At 61.2% G+C, this 19,893-nt stretch carries 27 protein-coding genes and 1 tRNA gene; 9 read left to right on the forward strand and 19 right to left on the reverse strand.

Going from position 1 to position 19,893, the window contains the following annotated elements; genetic code table 11:
* Positions 1-69: 69 nt before the first annotated feature.
* From ACD578_RS12495 to cysE, 3 genes are all read right to left on the reverse strand, one after another.
* Positions 70-600 carry a gamma carbonic anhydrase family protein gene (locus tag ACD578_RS12495; protein WP_152712652.1) on the reverse strand — a complete coding sequence of 177 codons (531 nt, stop codon included), beginning with the start codon at positions 598-600 and terminating at the stop codon, positions 70-72.
* 59 nt (positions 601-659) lie between these two features.
* Positions 660-857 (reverse strand): DUF3126 family protein, encoded by a 198-nt coding sequence (locus ACD578_RS12500; protein WP_152712679.1) that lies wholly within the window; start codon positions 855-857, stop codon positions 660-662.
* A gap of 106 nt (positions 858-963) precedes the next feature.
* Positions 964-1,800 carry a serine O-acetyltransferase gene (gene cysE, locus ACD578_RS12505; RefSeq protein ID WP_404293435.1) on the reverse strand — a complete coding sequence of 279 codons (837 nt, stop codon included), beginning with the start codon at positions 1,798-1,800 and terminating at the stop codon, positions 964-966.
* A gap of 79 nt (positions 1,801-1,879) precedes the next feature.
* Between cysE and ACD578_RS12510 the strand changes: the two genes are divergently transcribed.
* Entirely contained in the window at positions 1,880-2,680 is an 801-nt protein-coding gene (locus ACD578_RS12510) for an enoyl-CoA hydratase (RefSeq protein WP_404293437.1), read from the forward strand.
* Positions 2,681-2,843: 163 nt separating this feature from the next.
* Here ACD578_RS12510 and ACD578_RS12515 read toward each other — a convergent pair whose 3' ends face one another.
* From ACD578_RS12515 to ACD578_RS12525, 3 genes are all read right to left on the reverse strand, one after another.
* Positions 2,844-3,335: a class I SAM-dependent methyltransferase gene (locus ACD578_RS12515; protein WP_404293439.1), complete on the reverse strand. Its 492-nt coding sequence runs from the start codon at positions 3,333-3,335 to the stop codon at positions 2,844-2,846.
* A 22-nt stretch (positions 3,336-3,357) separates the two neighbouring features.
* Positions 3,358-4,122, reverse strand: a complete 765-nt coding sequence (locus ACD578_RS12520) for an alpha/beta fold hydrolase (protein ID WP_404293441.1) — start codon at positions 4,120-4,122, stop codon at positions 3,358-3,360.
* A 221-nt stretch (positions 4,123-4,343) separates the two neighbouring features.
* The gene (locus tag ACD578_RS12525) at positions 4,344-4,637 is read right to left on the reverse strand and encodes a hypothetical protein (protein WP_404293444.1); all 294 of its coding nucleotides are present in this window, start codon (positions 4,635-4,637) and stop codon (positions 4,344-4,346) included.
* 156 nt (positions 4,638-4,793) lie between these two features.
* On the opposite strand from ACD578_RS12525, the gene ACD578_RS12530 reads away from it, so the two are divergent.
* From ACD578_RS12530 to ACD578_RS12540, 3 genes are all read left to right on the forward strand, one after another.
* Complete coding sequence (locus tag ACD578_RS12530) at positions 4,794-5,057, forward strand: zinc-finger domain-containing protein (RefSeq protein WP_009489367.1); 264 nt, start codon at positions 4,794-4,796, stop codon at positions 5,055-5,057.
* Between the two features lie 114 nt (positions 5,058-5,171).
* The gene (locus ACD578_RS12535; RefSeq protein WP_404293447.1) at positions 5,172-6,413 is read left to right on the forward strand and encodes an FAD-dependent oxidoreductase; all 1,242 of its coding nucleotides are present in this window, start codon (positions 5,172-5,174) and stop codon (positions 6,411-6,413) included.
* A gap of 65 nt (positions 6,414-6,478) precedes the next feature.
* Positions 6,479-6,564 (forward strand) — tRNA-Leu (locus ACD578_RS12540).
* 190 nt (positions 6,565-6,754) lie between these two features.
* Here ACD578_RS12540 and ACD578_RS12545 read toward each other — a convergent pair.
* On the reverse strand, positions 6,755-7,531 hold the full coding sequence (locus tag ACD578_RS12545; RefSeq protein ID WP_404293450.1) for a hypothetical protein: 777 nt from the start codon (positions 7,529-7,531) through the stop codon (positions 6,755-6,757).
* Positions 7,532-8,669: 1,138 nt separating this feature from the next.
* Here ACD578_RS12545 and ACD578_RS12550 point away from each other — a divergent pair.
* Entirely contained in the window at positions 8,670-8,810 is a 141-nt protein-coding gene (locus tag ACD578_RS12550) for a hypothetical protein (protein WP_153885385.1), read from the forward strand.
* 218 nt (positions 8,811-9,028) lie between these two features.
* On the opposite strand, the gene ACD578_RS12555 is transcribed toward ACD578_RS12550, so the two are convergent.
* The gene (locus tag ACD578_RS12555) at positions 9,029-9,706 is read right to left on the reverse strand and encodes a LuxR C-terminal-related transcriptional regulator (RefSeq protein WP_404293452.1); all 678 of its coding nucleotides are present in this window, start codon (positions 9,704-9,706) and stop codon (positions 9,029-9,031) included.
* A gap of 471 nt (positions 9,707-10,177) precedes the next feature.
* Here ACD578_RS12555 and ACD578_RS12560 point away from each other — a divergent pair, with 471 nt between their 5' ends.
* A complete protein-coding gene (locus ACD578_RS12560) occupies positions 10,178-10,441 on the forward strand; it encodes a hypothetical protein (protein WP_404293455.1) in 264 nt (87 codons plus the stop codon).
* 132 nt (positions 10,442-10,573) lie between these two features.
* Here ACD578_RS12560 and ACD578_RS12565 read toward each other — a convergent pair whose 3' ends face one another.
* The 3 genes from ACD578_RS12565 to ACD578_RS12575 all read right to left on the reverse strand — a co-directional run bounded on the left by ACD578_RS12565 (position 10,574) and on the right by ACD578_RS12575 (position 12,008).
* The gene (locus tag ACD578_RS12565; protein WP_404293457.1) at positions 10,574-10,894 is read right to left on the reverse strand and encodes a hypothetical protein; all 321 of its coding nucleotides are present in this window, start codon (positions 10,892-10,894) and stop codon (positions 10,574-10,576) included.
* A gap of 455 nt (positions 10,895-11,349) precedes the next feature.
* Complete coding sequence (locus ACD578_RS12570) at positions 11,350-11,745, reverse strand: hypothetical protein (protein WP_404293459.1); 396 nt, start codon at positions 11,743-11,745, stop codon at positions 11,350-11,352.
* Positions 11,746-11,840: 95 nt separating this feature from the next.
* A complete protein-coding gene (locus tag ACD578_RS12575; RefSeq protein ID WP_404293461.1) occupies positions 11,841-12,008 on the reverse strand; it encodes a hypothetical protein in 168 nt (55 codons plus the stop codon).
* Between the two features lie 251 nt (positions 12,009-12,259).
* Between ACD578_RS12575 and ACD578_RS12580 the strand changes: the two genes are divergently transcribed.
* A complete protein-coding gene (locus tag ACD578_RS12580; protein WP_404293463.1) occupies positions 12,260-12,484 on the forward strand; it encodes a NepR family anti-sigma factor in 225 nt (74 codons plus the stop codon).
* Positions 12,485-12,532: 48 nt separating this feature from the next.
* On the opposite strand, the gene ACD578_RS12585 is transcribed toward ACD578_RS12580, so the two are convergent.
* Complete coding sequence (locus ACD578_RS12585; protein WP_404293465.1) at positions 12,533-12,892, reverse strand: hypothetical protein; 360 nt, start codon at positions 12,890-12,892, stop codon at positions 12,533-12,535.
* A gap of 111 nt (positions 12,893-13,003) precedes the next feature.
* Positions 13,004-13,399 carry a response regulator gene (locus ACD578_RS12590; protein WP_152712774.1) on the reverse strand — a complete coding sequence of 132 codons (396 nt, stop codon included), beginning with the start codon at positions 13,397-13,399 and terminating at the stop codon, positions 13,004-13,006.
* 431 nt (positions 13,400-13,830) lie between these two features.
* Here ACD578_RS12590 and ACD578_RS12595 point away from each other — a divergent pair, with 431 nt between their 5' ends.
* The gene (locus ACD578_RS12595; RefSeq protein WP_404293468.1) at positions 13,831-14,019 is read left to right on the forward strand and encodes a hypothetical protein; all 189 of its coding nucleotides are present in this window, start codon (positions 13,831-13,833) and stop codon (positions 14,017-14,019) included.
* Positions 14,020-14,130: 111 nt separating this feature from the next.
* Positions 14,131-14,280 carry a hypothetical protein gene (locus ACD578_RS12600; protein ID WP_404293471.1) on the forward strand — a complete coding sequence of 50 codons (150 nt, stop codon included), beginning with the start codon at positions 14,131-14,133 and terminating at the stop codon, positions 14,278-14,280.
* Between the two features lie 259 nt (positions 14,281-14,539).
* On the opposite strand, the gene ACD578_RS12605 is transcribed toward ACD578_RS12600, so the two are convergent.
* From ACD578_RS12605 to ACD578_RS12630, 6 genes are all read right to left on the reverse strand, one after another.
* Positions 14,540-14,800 carry a hypothetical protein gene (locus ACD578_RS12605; RefSeq protein WP_404293474.1) on the reverse strand — a complete coding sequence of 87 codons (261 nt, stop codon included), beginning with the start codon at positions 14,798-14,800 and terminating at the stop codon, positions 14,540-14,542.
* 254 nt (positions 14,801-15,054) lie between these two features.
* Complete coding sequence (locus ACD578_RS12610; protein WP_404293476.1) at positions 15,055-16,251, reverse strand: porin; 1,197 nt, start codon at positions 16,249-16,251, stop codon at positions 15,055-15,057.
* Between the two features lie 314 nt (positions 16,252-16,565).
* On the reverse strand, positions 16,566-16,856 hold the full coding sequence (locus ACD578_RS12615; RefSeq protein ID WP_404293479.1) for a hypothetical protein: 291 nt from the start codon (positions 16,854-16,856) through the stop codon (positions 16,566-16,568).
* Positions 16,857-16,977: 121 nt separating this feature from the next.
* Complete coding sequence (locus ACD578_RS12620) at positions 16,978-18,534, reverse strand: AMP-binding protein (protein ID WP_404293482.1); 1,557 nt, start codon at positions 18,532-18,534, stop codon at positions 16,978-16,980.
* An 18-nt stretch (positions 18,535-18,552) separates the two neighbouring features.
* Entirely contained in the window at positions 18,553-19,059 is a 507-nt protein-coding gene (gene gpt / locus ACD578_RS12625) for a xanthine phosphoribosyltransferase (RefSeq protein ID WP_099511328.1), read from the reverse strand.
* Between the two features lie 39 nt (positions 19,060-19,098).
* A complete protein-coding gene (locus tag ACD578_RS12630; RefSeq protein ID WP_404293486.1) occupies positions 19,099-19,845 on the reverse strand; it encodes a competence/damage-inducible protein A in 747 nt (248 codons plus the stop codon).
* Positions 19,846-19,893: the final 48 nt, after the last annotated feature.

Raw genomic sequence — 19,893 nt, forward strand, 5'->3', positions numbered from 1 at the left:
GTCAGCGAAAAGTGGCCCCGGTTTTCTGCTCTCGACGATGCGCTGATTCAGGAATGAGCATCGGGCGGATCAGTCGATCCGCCTCATTCCTTTTGCGAAACGCTGCCAATTGTCCACATAGTTCCTGGCAGACCAGCGAAGCCGCTCGATCGTATCCTCATCGAGCACGCGGATGGCCTTGGCCGGCGCGCCGACGATCAGCGAATTGTCCGGAAATGCCTTGCCCTCGGTGACCAGCGCGTTGGCCCCCACCAAGCAGTTCGCACCGATGCGCGCATAGTTGAGGACGGTGGCTCCCATGCCGATCAGGGAGTTCTCGCCGATCGTGCAGCCATGCAGGATAGCCTTGTGCCCGATGGTGCACCCTGCTCCGACGGTGAGCGGCGCGCCCATATCCGTGTGGAGCAAAGCCCCTTCCTGGATATTGGTGGCCTCACCGATATCGATCAGTTCGTTGTCGCCGCGCAACACGGCCCCGAACCAGATTCCCACATCCAGCCCCAAGCGCACCCTGCCGATCACATGGGCGTCCGGAGCGATCCAGAAGCGGCCGGGTTCGGGAAGGATCGGAGCGGTGTCGTCGAGGCGGTAGATCGGCATCGATGATCCCAAAGGAAAAAGCAGCAGAACCCGGGACAGGTCCTGCTGCGAAAAACCGCCTAATCCTCGAGATCCGTATCGAGGATGGCCATGGTGAAGTTGAACGAGCGGTCACCGTCCTCATCATCGAGGAACAGGACGCCGACGAATTCCTCACCGATGTAAACTTCCGCCGAATCAGCCTTTTTCGGGCGACCGACGACGCGGATCGAGTGGTTCGCAAAGGTCTGGCGCAGGTAGCGCTCGACTTTAGCCATCTCGGGTTTGTCCACTACAGGTCCTTTCTTGATTTCACGGATGCTGCACTTGCCATGCCCGGCAAACGCGAGCAAGCGGGGTTAGGTCCCGAAGGGAGCCCTCCCCTCAGATTCCGTCCATCTCCGAGAAGCAATGGTCCATGGAGCGGGCAGGCTCCTCGCATCCGGCCGTGCCGATGACCTTCGCCGGGACGCCGGCCACCGTGGCATTATGGGGCACGGGCTTGAGAACCACGGATCCGGCGGCGATCCTGGCGCAATGGCCGACCTCGATATTGCCGAGAATCTTGGCGCCGGCTCCGATGAGAACGCCGTGACGGATCTTGGGATGCCGATCTCCGCGCTCCTTGCCGGTCCCGCCGAGGGTCACGTCCTGAAGCATGGAGACGTTGTCCTCGATGACGGCGGTCGCGCCCACAACGAGGCCCGTGGCATGATCGAGGAAGATGCCCCGGCCGATGCGGGCAGCCGGGTGGATGTCGGTCTGGAAAGTGTCGGAGGAGCGGCTCTGAAGATAGAGCGCGAAATCCTGCCGTCCCCTCTTCCAGAGCCAGTGGGCCAGGCGGTGGGTCTGAATGGCGTGGAAGCCCTTGAAGTAGAGCACGGGTTCGATGGCCCGGGTCACGACCGGGTCCCGGTCGATCACGGCGCTGATATCCGCCCGCATGGCTGCCCCGATGGCGGGATCGTGCTCCACTGCTTCGAGGAAGATCTGTTCGATGATGTCGGCCGGAACCGCCGCATGGCCGAGGCGGGAGGCGACCCGATGGATGACCGCGGCTTCCAGGCTCGGCTGATGCAGGACCGCGCTGAGCACGAAGCCGGCGATAGACGGTTCCGCCTGAACGATGGCTTCGGCCTCCGAGCGCAGGCGGTTCCAGACCGGATCGACCTTTCCGGCCACGGCATCTGGGGCTCCCGCCTTCAGGCGCGTCTGTGTCATGATAGTCTCCTTGCCGGCTTCACTATCGCCTCAGCATAGATAAGAAGCGCGAGCCCCTTACCATAGATCCAAGCGACCCATGACCTACTCTTTTTCACCGTCGACGTCCAAGCTTGTCGTTTCGCTTTCCGACGGCGTTGCGACGCTGGCGATCGACAATCCATCCAAGCACAACGCGCTCGACCTGGAGATGTGGCAAGCCTTTCCCGACATCATGGCGGCCCTCGATCGGGACCCGCAGGTGCGCGTGATTGTCCTAAGGGGTGCCGGGCGGGAATCCTTCGCCTCCGGGGCCGATATCGGCGAGTTCGCGACGTTGCGCGCCGATGCCGAAGGCGGGAGGCTGTATGAGGCCACCAACGAGGCCGCCTTCTGGGCGGTCGCCCATTGCTCCAAGCCGGTGATCGCCATGATCCGCGGCTTCTGCCTGGGAGGCGGATTCGGCCTGGCTCTCTCCTGCGACCTGCGCGTGGCCTCCGAGAGCGCCGTCTTCGGCATTCCGGCGGCGCGGCTCGGGATCGGTTATCCCCCCGGAGCCATGAAGCTCGTGACGGCAGCCGTCGGTGCCCCGGCCGCGAAGGATTTGTTCTTCACCGCAAGGCGGATCGACGCGCAGGAAGCCGCACGCCTGGGCGTCGTGCGGCAGGTGGTGGCCGAGGAGCAGCTGGAACCGGCCGTCCTGGCTCTGGCCGAGACGATCGCACAGAACGCGCCCCTGACGATCAAGGCCGCCAAGGCGGCCATCGACGAAGCGGCCGGCGTCATGCATCCCGATGTCGATCCGGTCACCCTCGCCGACCGGTGCTTCGACAGCGCCGATGCCATCGAGGGACGCAATGCCTTCCTGGAGAAGCGCAATCCGGTCTTCGCCGGCCGTTAGGCCAGATCCGACCTTTCCGTCATGGCCGGCCTCGTGCCGGCCATCCCGATTGTTTGAGGCGCGGCGCTTTTGATCATCGGGATCACCGGCACGAGGCCGGTGATGACGTGTGAGGGCGCGATTTATCGCATGATCGACCGCGCCATGTCGACTTTGCGCCCCTTCACCCCTCCCGGCGGTACACGAAATAGCGCCCTTCCGGCACCTTCGTCTCGGCCGAAATATCCCGGCTCGACGGCATGTCGAAGGCGCGGTCCCCCAGCAGGATTCCGCCCGGCTGGAGCAGGGCTTCGAGCAAGGGGGACAGGTGCCGGGCGAGGCTGCGGTTCGCCTCCTCGTCGCCCGATCCGATATCGATATGGATCAGGGCGGCCGAGCCCCGTCCGTGCCGTTCGATGAACGGCGGCAGGGTGTCGAAGAGGTCGCCGACGATCAGGTAGCCTTGCGGCGGATAGCAATCGGGATGGGCGGCGGGCGAGCGCTCGAACACATGGATCTCGCGTCCCGGCAGCTTGGCGCGCAGGTGATCGTAGGTCCGACCGTTGCCGAGGCCGATTTCCAGCACGAGTCCGGCGGGGCCGACGTTCTGCGCGGCCCAGTCGAGAAGATCGCGCTGGGCCGTCAGCCGGCGGATGGCACTGTCGAGCCGGGTCATGCGCGTCTCCTGCTCGGATCCGTCATCGCCGTCCGGCCAGGAAGTCCAGCACGCCCTGCTTGTGCACCTTGTCGCCGACCGCAAGGTTGTGGTCGCGCCCGGGAATGTCGAGCGCGGTCGCATGGGGCATCAGAGCGGCCAGTTCGGGACCCGAGCCCGACACGTCGTCGGCGGTGCCGACGGAGATCAGGGTGGGAAGCGTGATGGACGCGACCTCGGCCCGCGACAGCACCTGCCGCGAGCCGCGGATGCAGGCGGCGAGCGCTTTCAGATCGCTCCCGTTCTGCTCCGCAAAGGCGCGGAACATGCGCTGCATGGGATCGGTCAGCTCGTCGAGCGAGCGCACCTCCATGGCATCGGCGATGCCGAGCGGCAGGCCGACGCCCTCGACGAGATGGATGCCCAAGCCCCCGAGCAGCATGGAGCGCATGCGGTCCGGCGTGGCGAGCGCCATATGGGCGGCAATCCGCGCCCCCATGGAATAGCCCATCACGTCGGCGCGCTCGATGCCGAGATGATCGAGGAGCCGGCGCCCGTCCTCGGCCATGCGGTAGGAATCGTAAGCCACGGGGTCATAGAGCTTCTCGCTCTGCCCGTGGCCGCGATTGTCGAACGCGATCACCCGGTATCCGGCCCGCGTCAGGGTCTTGACCCACAGCGTGTTGACCCAGTTCACCGCGTGGGTCGACGCGAAGCCGTGGATGAGGAGGATCGGGTCGCCCTGACCCTCGTGGGGCGGGACATCGATATAGGCGATGCTCACGCCGTCGGAATTGAAATAGCGCATGGGACCAAACGGAGGTTGCCGGATGCGGCGCACCCTAGCGCATCGTGCGGAAAAGGGGACCCGGTTTTTCCGCGCCCCACGATGCGTTGCGTGCGGAACCGGGCATTTTTCGGCGAAGGGGACCCCGGTTCGTCGTCAGAAATGCGGCGAACCGGAAAGAGAGCTGTTTCTGCAAGTGGGGGCCCTGCTCAACGCACCATCGGTCATGACACCATCTCCCGTCATGGCCGGGCCTGTGCCGGCCATCCCGATGCTGAGAGGCGCTGCGCTTGACGGATCGGGATCACCGGCAAAGGGCCGGTGATGAGCCGGAGGGTGCAGTCGGAGGGTACAAGGGCCGAACGGCGCAAGCCGTCCGGGATCGTGAGAACCGGTCCGGCACCGTCGTCCCGGCGAAGCCCGAGATCATGGCCGCTGACGGCGCAGACGGAGGCGTCACGCGGCTCGCCCTTTCCCGAGACGTCGCGATTCTGGATCCCGCCTGCGCGGGGATGACAGCGTCGCGGATCCCGCATCCCGTTCTGCCGCCGATCCGGGATCGGTTGCTTCGTCCAGGATGACGAGCGGAGATGGCGGACCGGGTCCCTTCCCCGTCGCCGAAAAAGGCTCTAGGCGCATGGCCGATCGGCCATTATGGTGCGCGCAAATTTCATCGCTCAAGAGCAACGGCCATGGCTGACAAAGGCACACCCCACTTCCACAACGATCCGGGCGTTCCCGTCATTCACGTGGGCTCGAAGGAGTTCATGTGCATCGGAGCGACTCCGCCCTTCGATCACCCCCACATCTTCATCGACATGGGCTATGACAGCGAGACCGTCTGCTCCTATTGCTCGACCCTGTTCAAGTACGATCCGTCCCTGAAGGCCGACGAGGCCCGCCCGGCCGAGTGCGTCTGGGAGCCCGATTTCGCGACCGATCCCGCCTCGCGCTAACGCACCATGCGGACAGACGGCCCCGGTTATTCCGATCCAGCGATGCGCTCCTCGAGAAAGCGGGCGCCCGATGGATCCCGGAAACGGGCTCCGCTTTTGGCCCCGAGGCTCTGAGTGACCGGCCTCTCGATTGCGGTCGTCGGCGCCGGCATCGGCGGCCTGACGGCGGCCCTGGCGCTGGCGCGGCAGGGCCATGCGGTCACCCTCGTCGAGCGCCGAACCGGCTTCAGCGAGGTCGGCGCCGGTCTCCAGCTTTCGCCCAATGCCAGCCGGATCCTGATCGGGCTCGGGCTCGGCCCTGCCCTGCGCCGGGTCGTGACGGAGCCGCAGCGGGTCGTCGTGCGCGCCATTAGCTCGGGCAAGCCCATCGGACAGGTGGCCCTCGGGCCCTTCATGCGCGAGCGCTTCGAAGCGCCCTATTGGGTCGTGCATAGGGCCGATCTCCAGACGATTCTCCTCGACGCCGTCCGCTCCGAACCGGCGATCCGACTCGTCATGGGCCGGTCCGTCGAGGAGGTGGAGAACGGGCCTCAGAAAGCCAGACTCACCTGGATATCCGCCGGCGGCGCACGGGAGACGATCGAGGCCGACATGATCGTCGGAGCCGACGGAATCTGGTCGAAGGTCCGGCAGGCCCTCGGCAGCGGGAAGCCGCCTGCCTTTCGCGGCACCATCGCTTGGCGCTCCACCTTCGAGCGGAACGCGGCGCCTCCGGAACTTGCAGGCAATGAGACCGGCCTGTGGCTCGGCTCGCAGGGGCACGTGGTGCATTATCCGATCGCCGGCGGCAGGCTCGTCAATGTGGTGGCGATCGAGAGAAGCCCGACGCCCGTCGAAGGCTGGGCCGCACCGGGCAACCGGGACGAGCTGCTCGCCCGTTATGCCTCGGCCGCCCCTGCCCTGCGCACGCTCCTGTCGCAACCGCGGGAATGGCTGCGCTGGTCGCTGTTCGACCACCCGGCCGAGCGCCTCGCCAAGGGTCGTGTCGCCCTTCTCGGTGACGCCGCCCATCCCATTCTGCCCTTCCTGGCGCAAGGTGCGGCTCTTGCCATCGAGGATGCGGCGACGCTTGCGTTTCTCCTGGGCCAAGAGCGCCTCCTGGGCCAAGAGCGCCTCCTGGACCAAGTGCGCCTCCTGGACCAAGTGCGGCAGGACATTCCTCAAACTCTTTCGGCCTATGAGAAGCTGCGTCTCGGGCGCGCAAGCCGCGTGCAGAATGAAGCCCGCAAGAACGGGCGCATCTATCATGCTGGGGGCCTGGTGGGCTTCGGGCGCAATCAGGTCATGCGCCATCTCGGACCCGAGGGCATGACCCGGCGTTACGACTGGCTCTACGGTTTCCGCACCCCTGAGTGACGGCGGGAGAGAATAACTCTTGGCCCTTGCACACTTGGCCTTGGCCCGATAACCCTCATTCCAACGCGGACGTGGCGAAACTGGTAGACGCAAGGGACTTAAAATCCCTCGGGCTTTGCCCGTGCGGGTTCGACCCCCGCCGTCCGCACCACTGCGACCGAAAACGCGCGGCTCCCCGAAGGTTGGCTTGGAAAAGCAGGGAGCGCTCAGAAGCCCAAACAAGAGTCCGGGCCGCATCCTACGCCAAAGGGAACCGCACGCTCTCGCTGTCCCAAAGCCAGCGACCCGATCCGGAAGCCCTCGCGAGCAACCGGAAGGGTCACCATCGTCAATCCTTCTCGCTAGACCGACGCGAAGTCGAGGTCACGGGTCACCACGTTGAAGGTGAGTTGATATTCACTCACTCCGCTCATGGGAAAACCCGTATCGAGGGGAACATCGTCCGCCTCACCAAAATCAATGGCGTCGTTCAACGCATTCAATGCGACGAACTCGATGAACTCCTGTTTGAGAGACGTGGTCGTAACCTCGAAGTCGAACGCGAACTCGCCTTGTTGGGAGGTTGGCTCGAACAGGATACCGAGTGCTGTCACGAGTTCCTGCTGAGGCAGGTTCTCGAGGGCATATTCGAGGTCGCCAACAGCATCCTGCGTTGCAGCGACCAATGCCTCCGGGGGAAGGGCGTCAAGTTGGTCGTTAAGAGCAAGCCGGCCGATCATCCCGAAGGTTGCGCCAGCAGCATATAAACTGGCTTCAGGGTCATAGCTCGCGTCCAGGTCGATCAACTGATCGATCAGGGCCGCGTCAGCTTTCGCCTGTTCCGAGTCATAGGCCTCGCCGACATCGTTCGATGCTAGGTCATGTAAGTAGAAGAGATAGTCCAGATCATCCACCGGGTTTTCGGAGTCGATCTTCGACTGCGTGAGTTGCTCTTGACTGAGTGGCTCGCCTGACAGCGCCGTGGGCAATTCCCCTCCGAACTTGCCGGCAGAATAACCTCCTCCGCCGTAGTTTCCGTAGGTTGGCACTGCGACGGCCCCCTCCGTGCCGGCAAGGACGACTTCACCCGTCGAGGGGTCCACGAAAAACGGTTTATCCCATTGAATGAAAGCCATCATTCCCTCTTTTTGAAAATGGTCACGTGAACGACTACGACAGCACAACGGACCAATATGGCTCGACCGTGTCAGCTTGAGTGGAGGACCAGCGCCGCTTTGATAGACCCTTGAGGCTGAGGACTCAGGACGCGGCTTGAAGTCTGACGTGCGGGAACGCACCGCCGACAGGACGGCTCAGGCGCATCCTCTTCAGATCGTTATCGCCTGATCTCTGCTTTGGAGGAGACGGACAGTGACCAGGAGAGGCACCCAGCTTTCTATCAAGGCCTTACCCTACGCTGAAAACAACTCAGACCTGGAGCGGCACCGCCTGTCTGTGTCCCTGGGTCTGGCAGCAACCGCAGTGGCGATGAATGTCCTCGCAGCCGTCCTCTCGCTGATGGCTCTGTCCGTCTCCTGACAGCGAATTGTGGCTCGGTCTGCTCGTCAATGGAGATGGTTATGAAACACATGGAACGGATGTGTGCTGCCATCGGCTTCATTGGCATCGGCTCTGGTGCAATGGCCCAAAGCCATCCGCTGACCACCGCGATGGCTTGTCATCAGGCACAAGGCCTTGTCGCTGCCCAAGGCGCTGTTGTTCTCAACACGAGCGCCACAACCTACGACCGATATGTGGCATCCGGCGCTTATTGTGGGCTGGGTGAAGTGCCGGGACCCGGGTGGGCTCGAACAAAGGATGTTTTCCAGTGTCTGGTTGGTTCCCGATGTGTGTCCGTCAGCCGCGGCAGTGGGCCTTGAGGCTGGAAAGGCTTCCGTATCATCCAACTGAAGCCGACCCTGTCTCGACAGGTCTTGAGATGACCTAGAGCATCGGACCCGATAGTGGACTTGCACTTTGGGATCGATGCTCCTTCTTGGATGAGCGTATCGGTCGATCCGGAAAACCGGGTCCACTCTTCGCTGACGCTGACCTGCGGCTCCGCACGATCCGCCAAGCAACAATCGCCACCATCCCTCATGCGACGATGCGAGTTCCATAGACACCGATGATATCCTGCGTGTCTTGCGGTTGCCTCTGCGTTCCGATGTCCCGGCAAGCTTCTTAAGAAGGCGCGTGATGCTGTGAAGCACTTCACAGCGTCATTGGCCGAATTGCGTCACCTTGCATGCTGTCTGAGGCCGAGAGGAGGACGCTATGAAGACGACGAACTATCTCCAGAAGGAACGCGAACCAGCAGCGCGGCCCTTCCCCGTGTCGGTTGCCCTGCTTTTTATCATCGTGGGCATGAATGTCACGGCCACCATCTTATCGTTGCTTGCTGCGCTTCCGGGATGACGATGCACTCAAGCGGGCAAGGGCACTGAAATCCGAAGAAGCGTTATTGCCCCGACCCAATGACGAACGACAAGAGAGATCGTTGGTGTCCCTTTAAAGATCTCGTCCTTCAAGATGATCGCCCGGCAACGTGGGATCCCCGCCGGCCGCACCGACTTCGCAAGCCCGGATCACGCAAGCCGTGAGTGGACTTCGAAGGGCAGTCCCAAGCCGATATTTCAGCTCAACCGCCGCACCTCATGGAACTCTCCGGCCGATGGACCGGTCTCCCTGAGGTTTCCCGTTGCCCACATGGCAGCCTGAGTGCGATTGGCGACGCCGATCTTGCGCAGGATCGCCTTGACGTGGACCTTGATCGTCGCCTCGGTGATTTCGAGCTTTCTCGCGATGACCTTGTTCGCATCGCCGCCCATCAGCGACTGCAGGATCACGGTCTCACGGGGTGACAATTTCTGAGCTTTCAGATCGGGAGGCCGGCGTTCTGCCAACGGGATGATCTCAGCCGTGCTGGAATGCGCCAGTTCCTGGTTGAGGAGTGTCCGAACGAAGGATCCGGGAAGGATCCTTTCGCCCAGCATCGTGAGCTCGAGAATCCTGATCAGAACCTCGCGGGCACTTGTGGCGAGGCAGAAACTGTCGACGCCGGCAGAGACTGCCGATTGCACGGCCTGACAATCGAACTGATTGGCGATCGCCATGACCCGCGCAGCAGGATGCTGTCTCTTGGCGTGTCGGATGAACTCGATCGCTTGCTCGGAGGAACCGGTGGCATCCACGATGTAGAGGGCAGGCTCCGATTGAGTGGACTGCTGCGAGGTCGCAAGCCCATTCGAAGTCGGCGTGAGCACATCGAAGCATGTGCCCGACAAGAGCTGTGTGAGACCGGCCTGCAGCAATGCGTTCCCGCAAAGCAACTTTGTTGCAACAAGTTGAGTAGAATCGTTCTCAAAACTATTTGCCGGCAAACCAGACGTCACGGCATGTCTAAGATGATCTTTGATCATTGCTTGCCCCTTGGATAAACTCTACGCAATAAGCCCGTCATATCTATCAGGACGCAAAGAGCTAACTTGATCAAGAGCTAGACCCACCGGTCTAGCCATTAAGGGGTACGCGCTACTCCCTAAGGGCATCGCCGGCGAAAGCTTGCGTTAAGGTTTTTTAAGCTCGGGCAGCACCGACCTTTAGAGCGATTTGATCGGGGCCGCGAAGTCTCGATATGAAAATGAGCGCAATGGCGCCCTACTCCTTGGGATTACCGACTTGGAGCCTGGTCTTTAATCCGCAAGCTTAGGCTGCGCTCGTTGCCGATCAACGTGCCGGAGCGATATTATTCCCTCATAGACTCAGAAGGCTGGAGGGGGACCATGCCAGTCGCCAAAGACGCTTCGACGCGACAGTGCACCATGAATGACGCTCATGGAAGCATGATAACGGAAAACGACTTAAAGATACTTTGGGTGGCACGAACGCTCACCAACATAGACTTTCAATACGGAGAAGACATACTCAGTCTCGACCGGAGCGATATCGATGTCGAGCAAAGGCGACATATCGAAATGCAGTTGCTCTTGAAGTATCGGGAGCGCCGCGAGCCCTATCAGAAGCTTCTGGAGAGCCTCAGGACCTGACGTCCTCGCCGAGAAACCGAGCCAACAAAAGAGGCCCCGAAAGGGGCCTCAGTTTCTCAGAGGGAGCAACCAATGCTGTCGGCCACGCAATCAGTGTCCCCCCGTCAGGCATGATGGTCAATTCACGTATCCTTACGGATCGTGACGATCGTGATCGTGAACGATAGCGCATAACACAAAGATGCAGATGCGCTTTCCCGTGCCGGATAAAGAGCGCAGGCCATTCATTGAGCAGCGAAGAATGCAGCGGACCACGTCATCTACGATCGCGATGATGGCATTCCCTACTACGACTCTGACGGCACGGGCGCAGCCGAACAGGTCGCCTTTGCGAAACTCGCCACAGGATTGAAAGTGACCTACGCCGATTTTCGGATCGTGTCGTTCCTGCCCGAGCTCGCGCGAATGATCGCCCGCGCAGGAGCCAGATGCAGGTTCGGCCAATGAATCCATGCGATGCGCGGACTCGCATCGCATTCGAGCCAACCTCCGCATAGATTGCGAGAGCGGTTTGAGATCGCCTTCTCCGGGAGATGAACGATGACGCCCGGTTCGATCGTCCTTTGCCAGATCGCCTTGCCTGCGTGGCACTCATCGGGTTGAGCGCAGATGCTCTGGCGCAAAGCCATCCTCTCACATCGAGAATATCATGCGCTCAGGCACGAGGTCTCGTTGCCGCGCAAGGATCCATCGTCCTCAATACAAGCTCTCTCACTTATGAAAGATATCCGAGAGGCAATTGCGATTGCGTCTTAGGCGAGACGACCGACCCTGCGTGGGTCCCGACGGTGGACACGGCTCAATGTCCGATCGCATCTCGCTGTGCGACCCGCAAGGTACCTTCCCGCAATCAGAGCGATAGCATGCTGAGCAAGCGCTCAACCGCTCCCTTCCCTGTTCGAGTGGCTTCAGCGATTGGCGACCGGCTGCTCAGCCGGCGTCCCGGGCCGTTGAATTTTGTTTTCGTGAAAGCGACGGGCCATGTCGGTGCCGGTGCTCGCTTTCGGATTGCTCGCAAGCTGATCACGGCTCGCCGCATAGCAATCCTGCATGGCAAAATTCTCATTGGCCTTGGGATTGTAGAACGTCTTCTCCGTGCGGTTATACGTCCACGGCTCATCGCTGCAGTTTCGTCCATATGCCCCGATCGTATTCTCGACCGCTGTCCATTTGAGGCTGGAGTTGGGGCATTGGCCCTCATACTGGCCGCTATAGGCGCCTATGCGGGGATAGCAGCTCGTCTGGGCTTGGACTGCGCCGAGCCCAGCCAAGTAGATTGCAGCGGTCAGGATCGCTCTGGCCATAGGTTCATCCAAAAACGTCAAGGTTCAGGTTAGCAACAAAGATGACGCAGGGAAATGCGCGCCAGCCATGGCGGGACCGAGAGAAGGAGCGTCTCTCAGCGGCTGGTCCAGGCTCGCAAGGCCAGGATCGGCGTTAGGATCGGCCAACCGAAGCCGGCGATCAGAATGTGGTCGAGGCCTATCCCCTCCTCGCCTTCGATCATGGTTGACACCGCCAACAGCAGGATCACACCGCACAAATAGACCATGAGAATTTCACGCATGAACCCAGCCGCCTTCGTCGTTAAGGTCGAGCTTTGGCGCAGTGTTCGGATGAATCCAATGCGACCGGCGGTCGCCTCATTCCTCGGAGTGGAACTTCCAAACTACGACTAAAAGCAAGGGAAGCTCATCCCATTGCCGGCAGTGAATGGCCCATCCATCAAAAAATTCTTCTTTTTCAGAAACTTAGCTGCAACTCAATCCGACTTCACCCGTTCTCAGGCTCAAGGATAGCAACAGAAGGAGGATATGGATGCCAAAGCGGCACCATTCTTATGTCGCAGAGGGCCATAGAGGTTGGAGCGTCGGCGCCAACAGTTTGACCGCCTCTGGACAGTCCGAACTCCTGAAGGATCTCGGCCGGCAGCTGCAACAGAACTATCAGAACGTCCTGAAAGAACCTGCTCCCGATCGCATAAAGCAGTTGCTGGAGCGATTGGAGCGAACCCGCCACCACGATGAGGACGGCGAATTCTAGGATCTGGCTCACTCTCCGAGATCCGTCCTCGCTCCAGCAACGATGGCTTCAGCGCCTACGACGGTTTCTCCGGTCGGATACGGCTTCGCGTGGGATGAGGTTGTAGATCAGGAACCCGGCTAGAATCCCCGCCCCGAGCAGAACCAGTGGATAGGCCCCGGCTGTGTGGGCCACCTGGGACGCTTTCTCCCTGACGACGTATAGAGGCGCGGAATCGTGGATCAGGCGCTCCGCGCGCCTGAGGTTTTCGCGCCGGGTATGAATCTCCAGATCGTATCCCTCATCGTCGTCGTGCTGGTGGACGGAAATGCTGTTACGGGCGAATCCACCAGACACCAGACGCTGAACGGCCTGATTGGCCTCCTTGCGGGACGAGAACCTGCCTGTGGCAACGGACGTATGCGGCATCAGTCAATCCTTTCAAACTGCTGACGCCAATTCCTGGCAAGCGCCAAGGTTCCACGTCTCCGCCGGATAGGATGCAAGGAGCGAACCCCGAATTGCCTGCGCGGTCCTGCTTCAGTTCCGCCGATAAGCTTGAGCCGCTTTTTCAGCTTCCATCAGGACTTCGAGCGCTCTCCAGGGCTTCTGCATGAACCGGACGTCACGGGGAACATCGCCTTCTTGCTGGTCGAGCGGTCTGCCTGAGGTCAGCACTGTCCTGACCCATGGCCATTTCAGGCGCACGGTGCGAACCAGGTCCAGGCCATCCATCAGGCAGGGAAGACGGACATCGGCGAACAGAAAGGCCACATCGTCGGAATGCAGCCGCAGATAATCCAGAGCCTCTTCCGCGCTGGAGGCTTCTACGACCTTGAGGTCGGTCTCCTCAAGCAGAGCTGCCGCTAAGCCCCTGACTTCGAAATCGTCTTCGACGATCAAGGCTACACGATAAGGCTCTATCGCCTGTCCCATCCGGCCATCTCCTCTATTATCCGGCTGCTGTTCTTGGAGTCCATTGCGGGCGCAACGACCCTTGAGGCTCTATGATCATTGGAAAGACCGGCCCGGAAACTCAAAGCGGGTGGTCGGCGTGACGAAGCCAAACGCGATACAAAGCTGCCTCCTGTCACGCAGCTACTGGAAACGCTTCTTTTTGAGGCTGTTTACAAATTCTGAATTCCCGGTGGTGTGACCATCGGGTGAAAGCCCTCATCACAGAACGGTGAACGCTGTCCTCCGTTTCACCTTGGCCTTTAAGAAATTTGCCGCGACCTCTTTTTTCGCCTGGAGGAACACGCCTTCGCGCTGTAGCTTAAGCTTAGAACCGACCGTTCTCACGTGAGATCCCTGCCGTGTTCAAGCAGACCCAGCTTCACCAAGAATTCTTGGATCTGGAGCACCACATGCGGCTTCTGGATCGCCAACTCGCGGACGCCCTTCAGCGCATTCGCCACGGTTCCTCCCCGGATCTCATCGAGAAGGCCAAACAGGACGAGAGGCATCTTTTAACAGAACTCGATCGCCTGATGACCCGGATGCGCGCCATCGAAGGCCAGCTTCTCCAAATTCAGAAGAGCGCCACACGGCACTAAACAAAGACGAATGCAGGCTGCACCATGTGTGGAAGCACACCTCGCATGATGCGCTCAAGGTCCATGGTGGCACCCGTCTAACGCAAGGTCAGGTCACGAAGAGGATGAGGCATGGCCATCAAGGATTCCCATCTCGAAGCTCACACCGAAGTGGCCTGTGATCGAGCAGCGTGGCGGCTTGGGATTCCTTTGATTCCGACATTGCTCGGCGTATTGGCCATCCTGAACGTCGCGTCAGTCGTCTTGGTTCTGATGGAATAGGTCCCTTGGCCGACAATCCTGCCGCCGCAGGTCTTCCGGGGAGACATGAGGAACTGCAGGGCGCTTTAGACGATAAGCTGCCCTGCAGGTTCATAGAATGGACTAGCGCAACCCGAGGAACGACAAGATCGCGAGGACGACCACGATCGCTCCGATGAGCCAGATGATGTTGTTCATGATGATGCTCTCCTGACGGTGGAATTGACTCCATGCCAACGGTCAAGGTGAGCCTTCGTTCCTTCGGTCAAGGTGCATCGGGCTAATTGGAAGCACAGGCAGTCACATCTCCGCCTGCCCCGCCCCCTGACGGGCCGATCTGCCTTCTCGACACGGTTGTGCAGGCCTCGCGCGTGAAGCCTTGGCTCGTATCCGCCTGGATGCGGCCGTCATAGACGCGCTCAGTTTCATAGCCCTGCCCGGATTGGTATTCCCAGGTGGAAACGCCAGCGGCTCCTACGCATCCGGTCAACCCAAGCGCGAGGATCGCAGCGAAAGCCAGATTTCTGAAGGCTTTGAACATCGTTGACCCCGATCTTTTTGAAACTGGACGATCACTCGTGGGCTTATAGGCAGTATTTCCGCTACGGCAATCCGCCGCTCTGGCGCATCGTGCGGAACCGAAGGTCCGCGTCAGCGGAGAACGATGCGATCTTCAAGAATGGAAGCATCGAATGGATCCCAAAAAGTGGGTCCGCTATCGGGTCCGATGCTCAACACCAAAAGAAAAGCCCCGGTGTCACCACCGGGGCTTTCCAGTCCAAAAAGATAAGTCGATCAGAAGTCGCGCTGAACGCGCAGACGGCCTTCCCAAGCGTCATCGTCGTCATTGCCGACAATGCCGCGCGGGTCGAGGTTGGAGTAGAGAACCTCAACACCGATATCGAGACCGGAGACCGGAGACCAGATCACGTTCGAACCGGCGCGCCACTCGTTGAAGTCATTGGCCAGTGCAGGAGCATTGGCGCTGTACTCGACACGAGCGTAAGAACCGAAGATGTTCTGACGGATGGTCGGAGTCCAGTAGTGGTTCAGACCACCGGCGATGGACCAGCCACGGCCGGTATCGATGTCGCCGTCAGCGCCGATGTAAGCGTCGACGACCGTGCTGGAAGCATTACCAACTCCGACATCCGGATCGAAGCCGAGATAGCCGAGAGCACCGTCAGCATAGGTTGCTGCGATCCAGAGGGCATCGCCTTCCGCAAGCATCGGCAGGTTGACGGAGCCCTGAGCCGTGACAGCCCAGCCAAGCGTGGAATCGGGGTACTCAGTGCCGAACAGGGTATCGCTGCGCAACTGGTGCAGAGCGCCGCCGAGCTGAGCCGAACCCCAGGTGCCGGCGTATTTCAGGTTAGCGACGAGGTCAGGCATCGTCTGGCCAGCCTCGGTGAAGAGGCTCGTGGCATAGGTACCCTCTTCAGCCGCGATCGTGGCCGAGAAGCCGTTGCCGAAGGAGAAGGTGTAGGCGAACACGTTCACCGTCGGAGCGTCGTAGAAGCGGAGTGTGCCCCAGTTATCGTTCGGAAGGTCGCTGTTCATGAAGAACGACACCGTACGACCGGCGGTGAGGCCGCCGAACTGAATGAAGGCCTGGTCAACGTTGGCCGAGGTGGAGCTGAAGCCGTACACGCCGGTGTCGCGGGTCATCTCGAAGCGCACGAAGGTGCGGAGCAGACCGTAGGCGGTGGCGGTGCGGGCGTCGATGTTCAGACGACCACGAGCGCGGAAGCCGATGGCATCATCTTCGCGATCGGTCGGCTCGAGATACTGGAACTCGGCGCGAACACGGCCGCCGACGCGGAGGCAGGTTTCGGTGCCGGGGATGTAGAAGAAGCCTGCGCCGTAGGTGGAGCAGACGCGAACGTATTCGACAGCAGCGGCCTTCTTCGCGGGGAGATCGGCGGCCTGTGCCCCTGCAACAGCCGCGAGACCTGCGACCGATCCAAGGAAGAGGCTCTTAGCGAGCTTCATGGTTTTCTCCAAAAATTCCTGAGTCCATGACCCATGTACAAACGTGACCATAATCATGCCGCAGTCTGACGCAACCGAGGTAAACGCCATGTTCGCTCATTAGTCGCGCAATCTGCTGAAAAGATAAGCAAATTTGGAAGACACCCGTGATTATCCTGAACAGTGTGTCATTATTTCAACAGCGCGGACGCCCACTCGGGAAGGCCCTGAATGGCGATGCCTGATTAATCCTCAATCCAACCGTCGCGCTCCGGAAATCCGGAGGATACGAGACAGCGCAAAGCGCTCACGGAATCAAGGCGACGGTCGCGACCTTAGTCGTCGAAGAAATAATCCGTATCCCGGCAGAGATATCCGACAGGGCATTGCGGGGTATCCCTCGTTGGCACGAAACCGGGCTCGATCGTCTCGTTAAACTCGCAAAAGGTGCGGTCCCGGACGTAACGGTCGTAGGTGTAGGTGCCTGTGCCAAGGACAATGGCGCCGCGCGAGAACACGATCCCGCGCGCCTGATTGCAGGTCATACCAGGTGTGGAGGGCCGGGACTGAGCCAATGTGCTCGATGTATAGGCCAATGCGACCAGAACAAGAGCAATTCTTTTCATCTCAGAACCCTTCATCCAGACATGCCCATAGGGAATAGCTGTCCCGAATGACAACGTGGAAAGCCGAGCTTGGTTACCGGCAACGTTGAAGGTTGTTCTTCAAAGAAACGAGAGCTCTAGCCTAGAGCATCGGTTGCAGCCGCCGCGCCAGCTCAACGGCGGCGGCGTAATCGGTCTTGCCGGAACCCAGCACCGGAATTCCCGATACGAGAATGGAGCGGGGCATCCAAAGCTCGGGAAAACCTTGGGCTTTGGCATGAGCCAGCAGCAGGTCCCGGTCCGCATCCGCCTTATCAGTGATGAGGATGATCTGCTCGCCCTTGCGCGGGTCCGGAATTGCCACAACCACATGGCTGTTGTCGGGCCACAGGCCTTGAACGGTCGCCTCGATGGCGGCCAGCGACACCATCTCGCCCCCGACCTTCGCGAAGCGCTTCGCCCGCCCCCGGATGGTGACGATCCCGTCATCGACGGTGACGATGTCGCCGGTGTCGTGCCATCCATCGACGGGAGGATGAATGCCGCCCGGAGCCGTCGAATCGAGGTATCCCTTCATCACGTTCGGGCCGCGCACATGCAGGCGCCCACCTTCATGGATTCCTTCGACCGGATCGAGGCGCCATTCGATTCCCGGCAGGATCGGCCCGACCGATCCGGACCTGTTCCGATCCGGCAAACTGACGGCGATGACCGGCGAGCATTCGGTGGCGCCGTAGCCTTCCAGGATCACAGTGCCGTGCTTGGCCCAGAGCCTGCGCGTCTCGTCCTTCACCCGCTCGGCGCCGGCGATGACGTAACGGACGCTCGCCAGATCGGTCTCGCCCGCGGCGCGGGCATAGCCCTGCAGAAAGGTGTCCGTCGCGAGCATGATCGTGGCGCGCGTGCCGGCGACGAGCTTCGGGATCTGCCGGTAATGAAGCGGGCTCGGATAAAGCACCGACTTCATGCCGTTGAGAACCGCCGTCAGGAGCCCTGCGGTCAGGCCGAAGGAATGAAAGATCGGCAGGGGGTTGAAGAACACGTCGTCCGATTGCAACACGTCGCCGGCAAGCGCTTTGACCTGATAGGCATTGGCGATCAGGTTGGCGTTCGAGAGCGCCACGCCTTTCGGTATGCCTTCCGACCCTGACGTGAAGAGCACGACGGCGGGATCGTCGGGTTCGACCTTGGCTCCGGCGTGAACGCGCCGCGCCATCCAGGAATCGATCAGCCCACGCAGCTTGTCGAAGCTCGTCAGCTTTGCACGAACGTCCTCGAGCCACAGGATCCGCCGCCCCTCCCCCAACGCTGCGACGATGTCGTCGAGTTTGCCTTGCTCGACGAAGCGGCGAGAGGTGACGATGGTTTTGATCCCGGCCAGTTCGCAGGCCGCCTTCAGGTTCTTTTGCCCGGCCGTGAAGTTCAGGAAGGCTGGAACGCGCCCGAACGCATTGAGCCCGAACAGAGTGACGGCGATGGCCTGAACGTTCGGCAGCAGCACGCCGATAGGTTCGCGCTCATCCGTCAGGCTCGCCAGCCTGCGGCCGAGAACGAGCGAACCCAGGACGAGGCGGCCGAAGGTGATCGGCTGACGTTCGAGGTCCTCGAGGGCGACCTTGTTCCGACCGAACCGATCCCTCGCTTCGAGGAGAGCGCCGAAGAGGCTGTTGCGCGTCCGCGCGATATCGAACTCCGCCACGGGCGCTCCTTGACTCTGTTAGCCCGCCGAGCCTTCGCGGATCGGGGCCTGATAGGCCAGGCCCATATCCCAGGGGAAGTAGATCCAGGTATCCTGGCTCACTTCCGTCACGAAGGTGTCGATCAGGGGCCGTCCTGCGGGCTTCGCATAGACGGCGGCGAAATGCGCGTTGGGAAGCATGTCGCGCACGATCTTGGCGGTCTTGCCCGTATCGGTGAGGTCGTCGATCACGAGAACGCCCTTGCCTGTCCCATCGCCCAAGGCCTTGATCGCAGGGGCGATGTCCTTCAGCACCTGCAGCTCGCCCTGGTTCTTGTAGTCGTGGTAGCTCGCGATGCAGACGCTCTCGATGAGCCGGACATCGAGCTCGCGCGCCACGATGGCAGCCGGCACGAGGCCGCCGCGGGTGATGCAGACGATGGCCTCGAAGGGACCGGCTGAAGCCAGGCGCCAGGCCAGAGCCCGGCAATCGCGGTGGAACTGATCCCAGGAGACGGGGAAGGCTTTCGGAGAGGTCGGGGACATCGATGTGCTCTTCGGCTTTTGTGGTGACGACAATAACTCTTACAGGGGCGCCCGGTCACCCTTGAGGCGACCGAGAAGCTCGCGAATGGCGGCGGCAGCGCTTGCGACCGCCTCCGGGTCCTTGCCCCGCACGACGATCTGGTTGCGGAAGCCGCTTGTCGAGAACGATGGATAGGATCCGATCGACACGCCCTCGTTCGACGAGGCGATCTGGCCCAAGCCCTCGGCATAGATGCCCTCGGCCAACCCCTCGGCTTCGATGGTCTCGATGATCATGCGGGCGCCCGTCTGGAGCGACGGCGCGATGATGTCGAGCATGGCCTGCATGATGGAGGGCACGCCCGCCATGACGAAGACGTTGCCGATCCGGAAGCCCGGAGCCTTGGAGATCGGGTTCTCGATGAGATCGGCGCCCTCGGGAATCCGGGCCATGCGCAAGCGCGCCTCGTTCAGTTCGTGCGGCTGGTAGCGCTCCTGCAGCAGGGCGACGGCCCGCGGATCGACGCCGATACCGACGCCGAAGGCCTTGGCGATGGAATCCGCCGTGATGTCGTCGTGAGTGGGACCGATCCCGCCGGTGGTGAAGAGATAGGTGTAGCGGCCGCGCAGGGCATTCACCGCCGCCACGATCTCCTCCTCCACGTCGGGCACGACGCGAACCTCTCGCAGGTCGATGCCGATCCCGGTCAGGTACTCGGCGATATAGCCGATATTCTTGTCCTTGGTGCGCCCGGTGAGGATCTCATCACCGATGATGAGAAGAGCGGCTGTGACGGAGATGGCCATGCGCAGCGATCCTTTTAGGGGCCTTTAGCGTCAGAAACGGCAATTCTC

The organism is Microvirga sp. RSM25, from assembly GCF_044784385.1.
GTDB lineage: Bacteria > Pseudomonadota > Alphaproteobacteria > Rhizobiales > Beijerinckiaceae > Microvirga > Microvirga tunisiensis.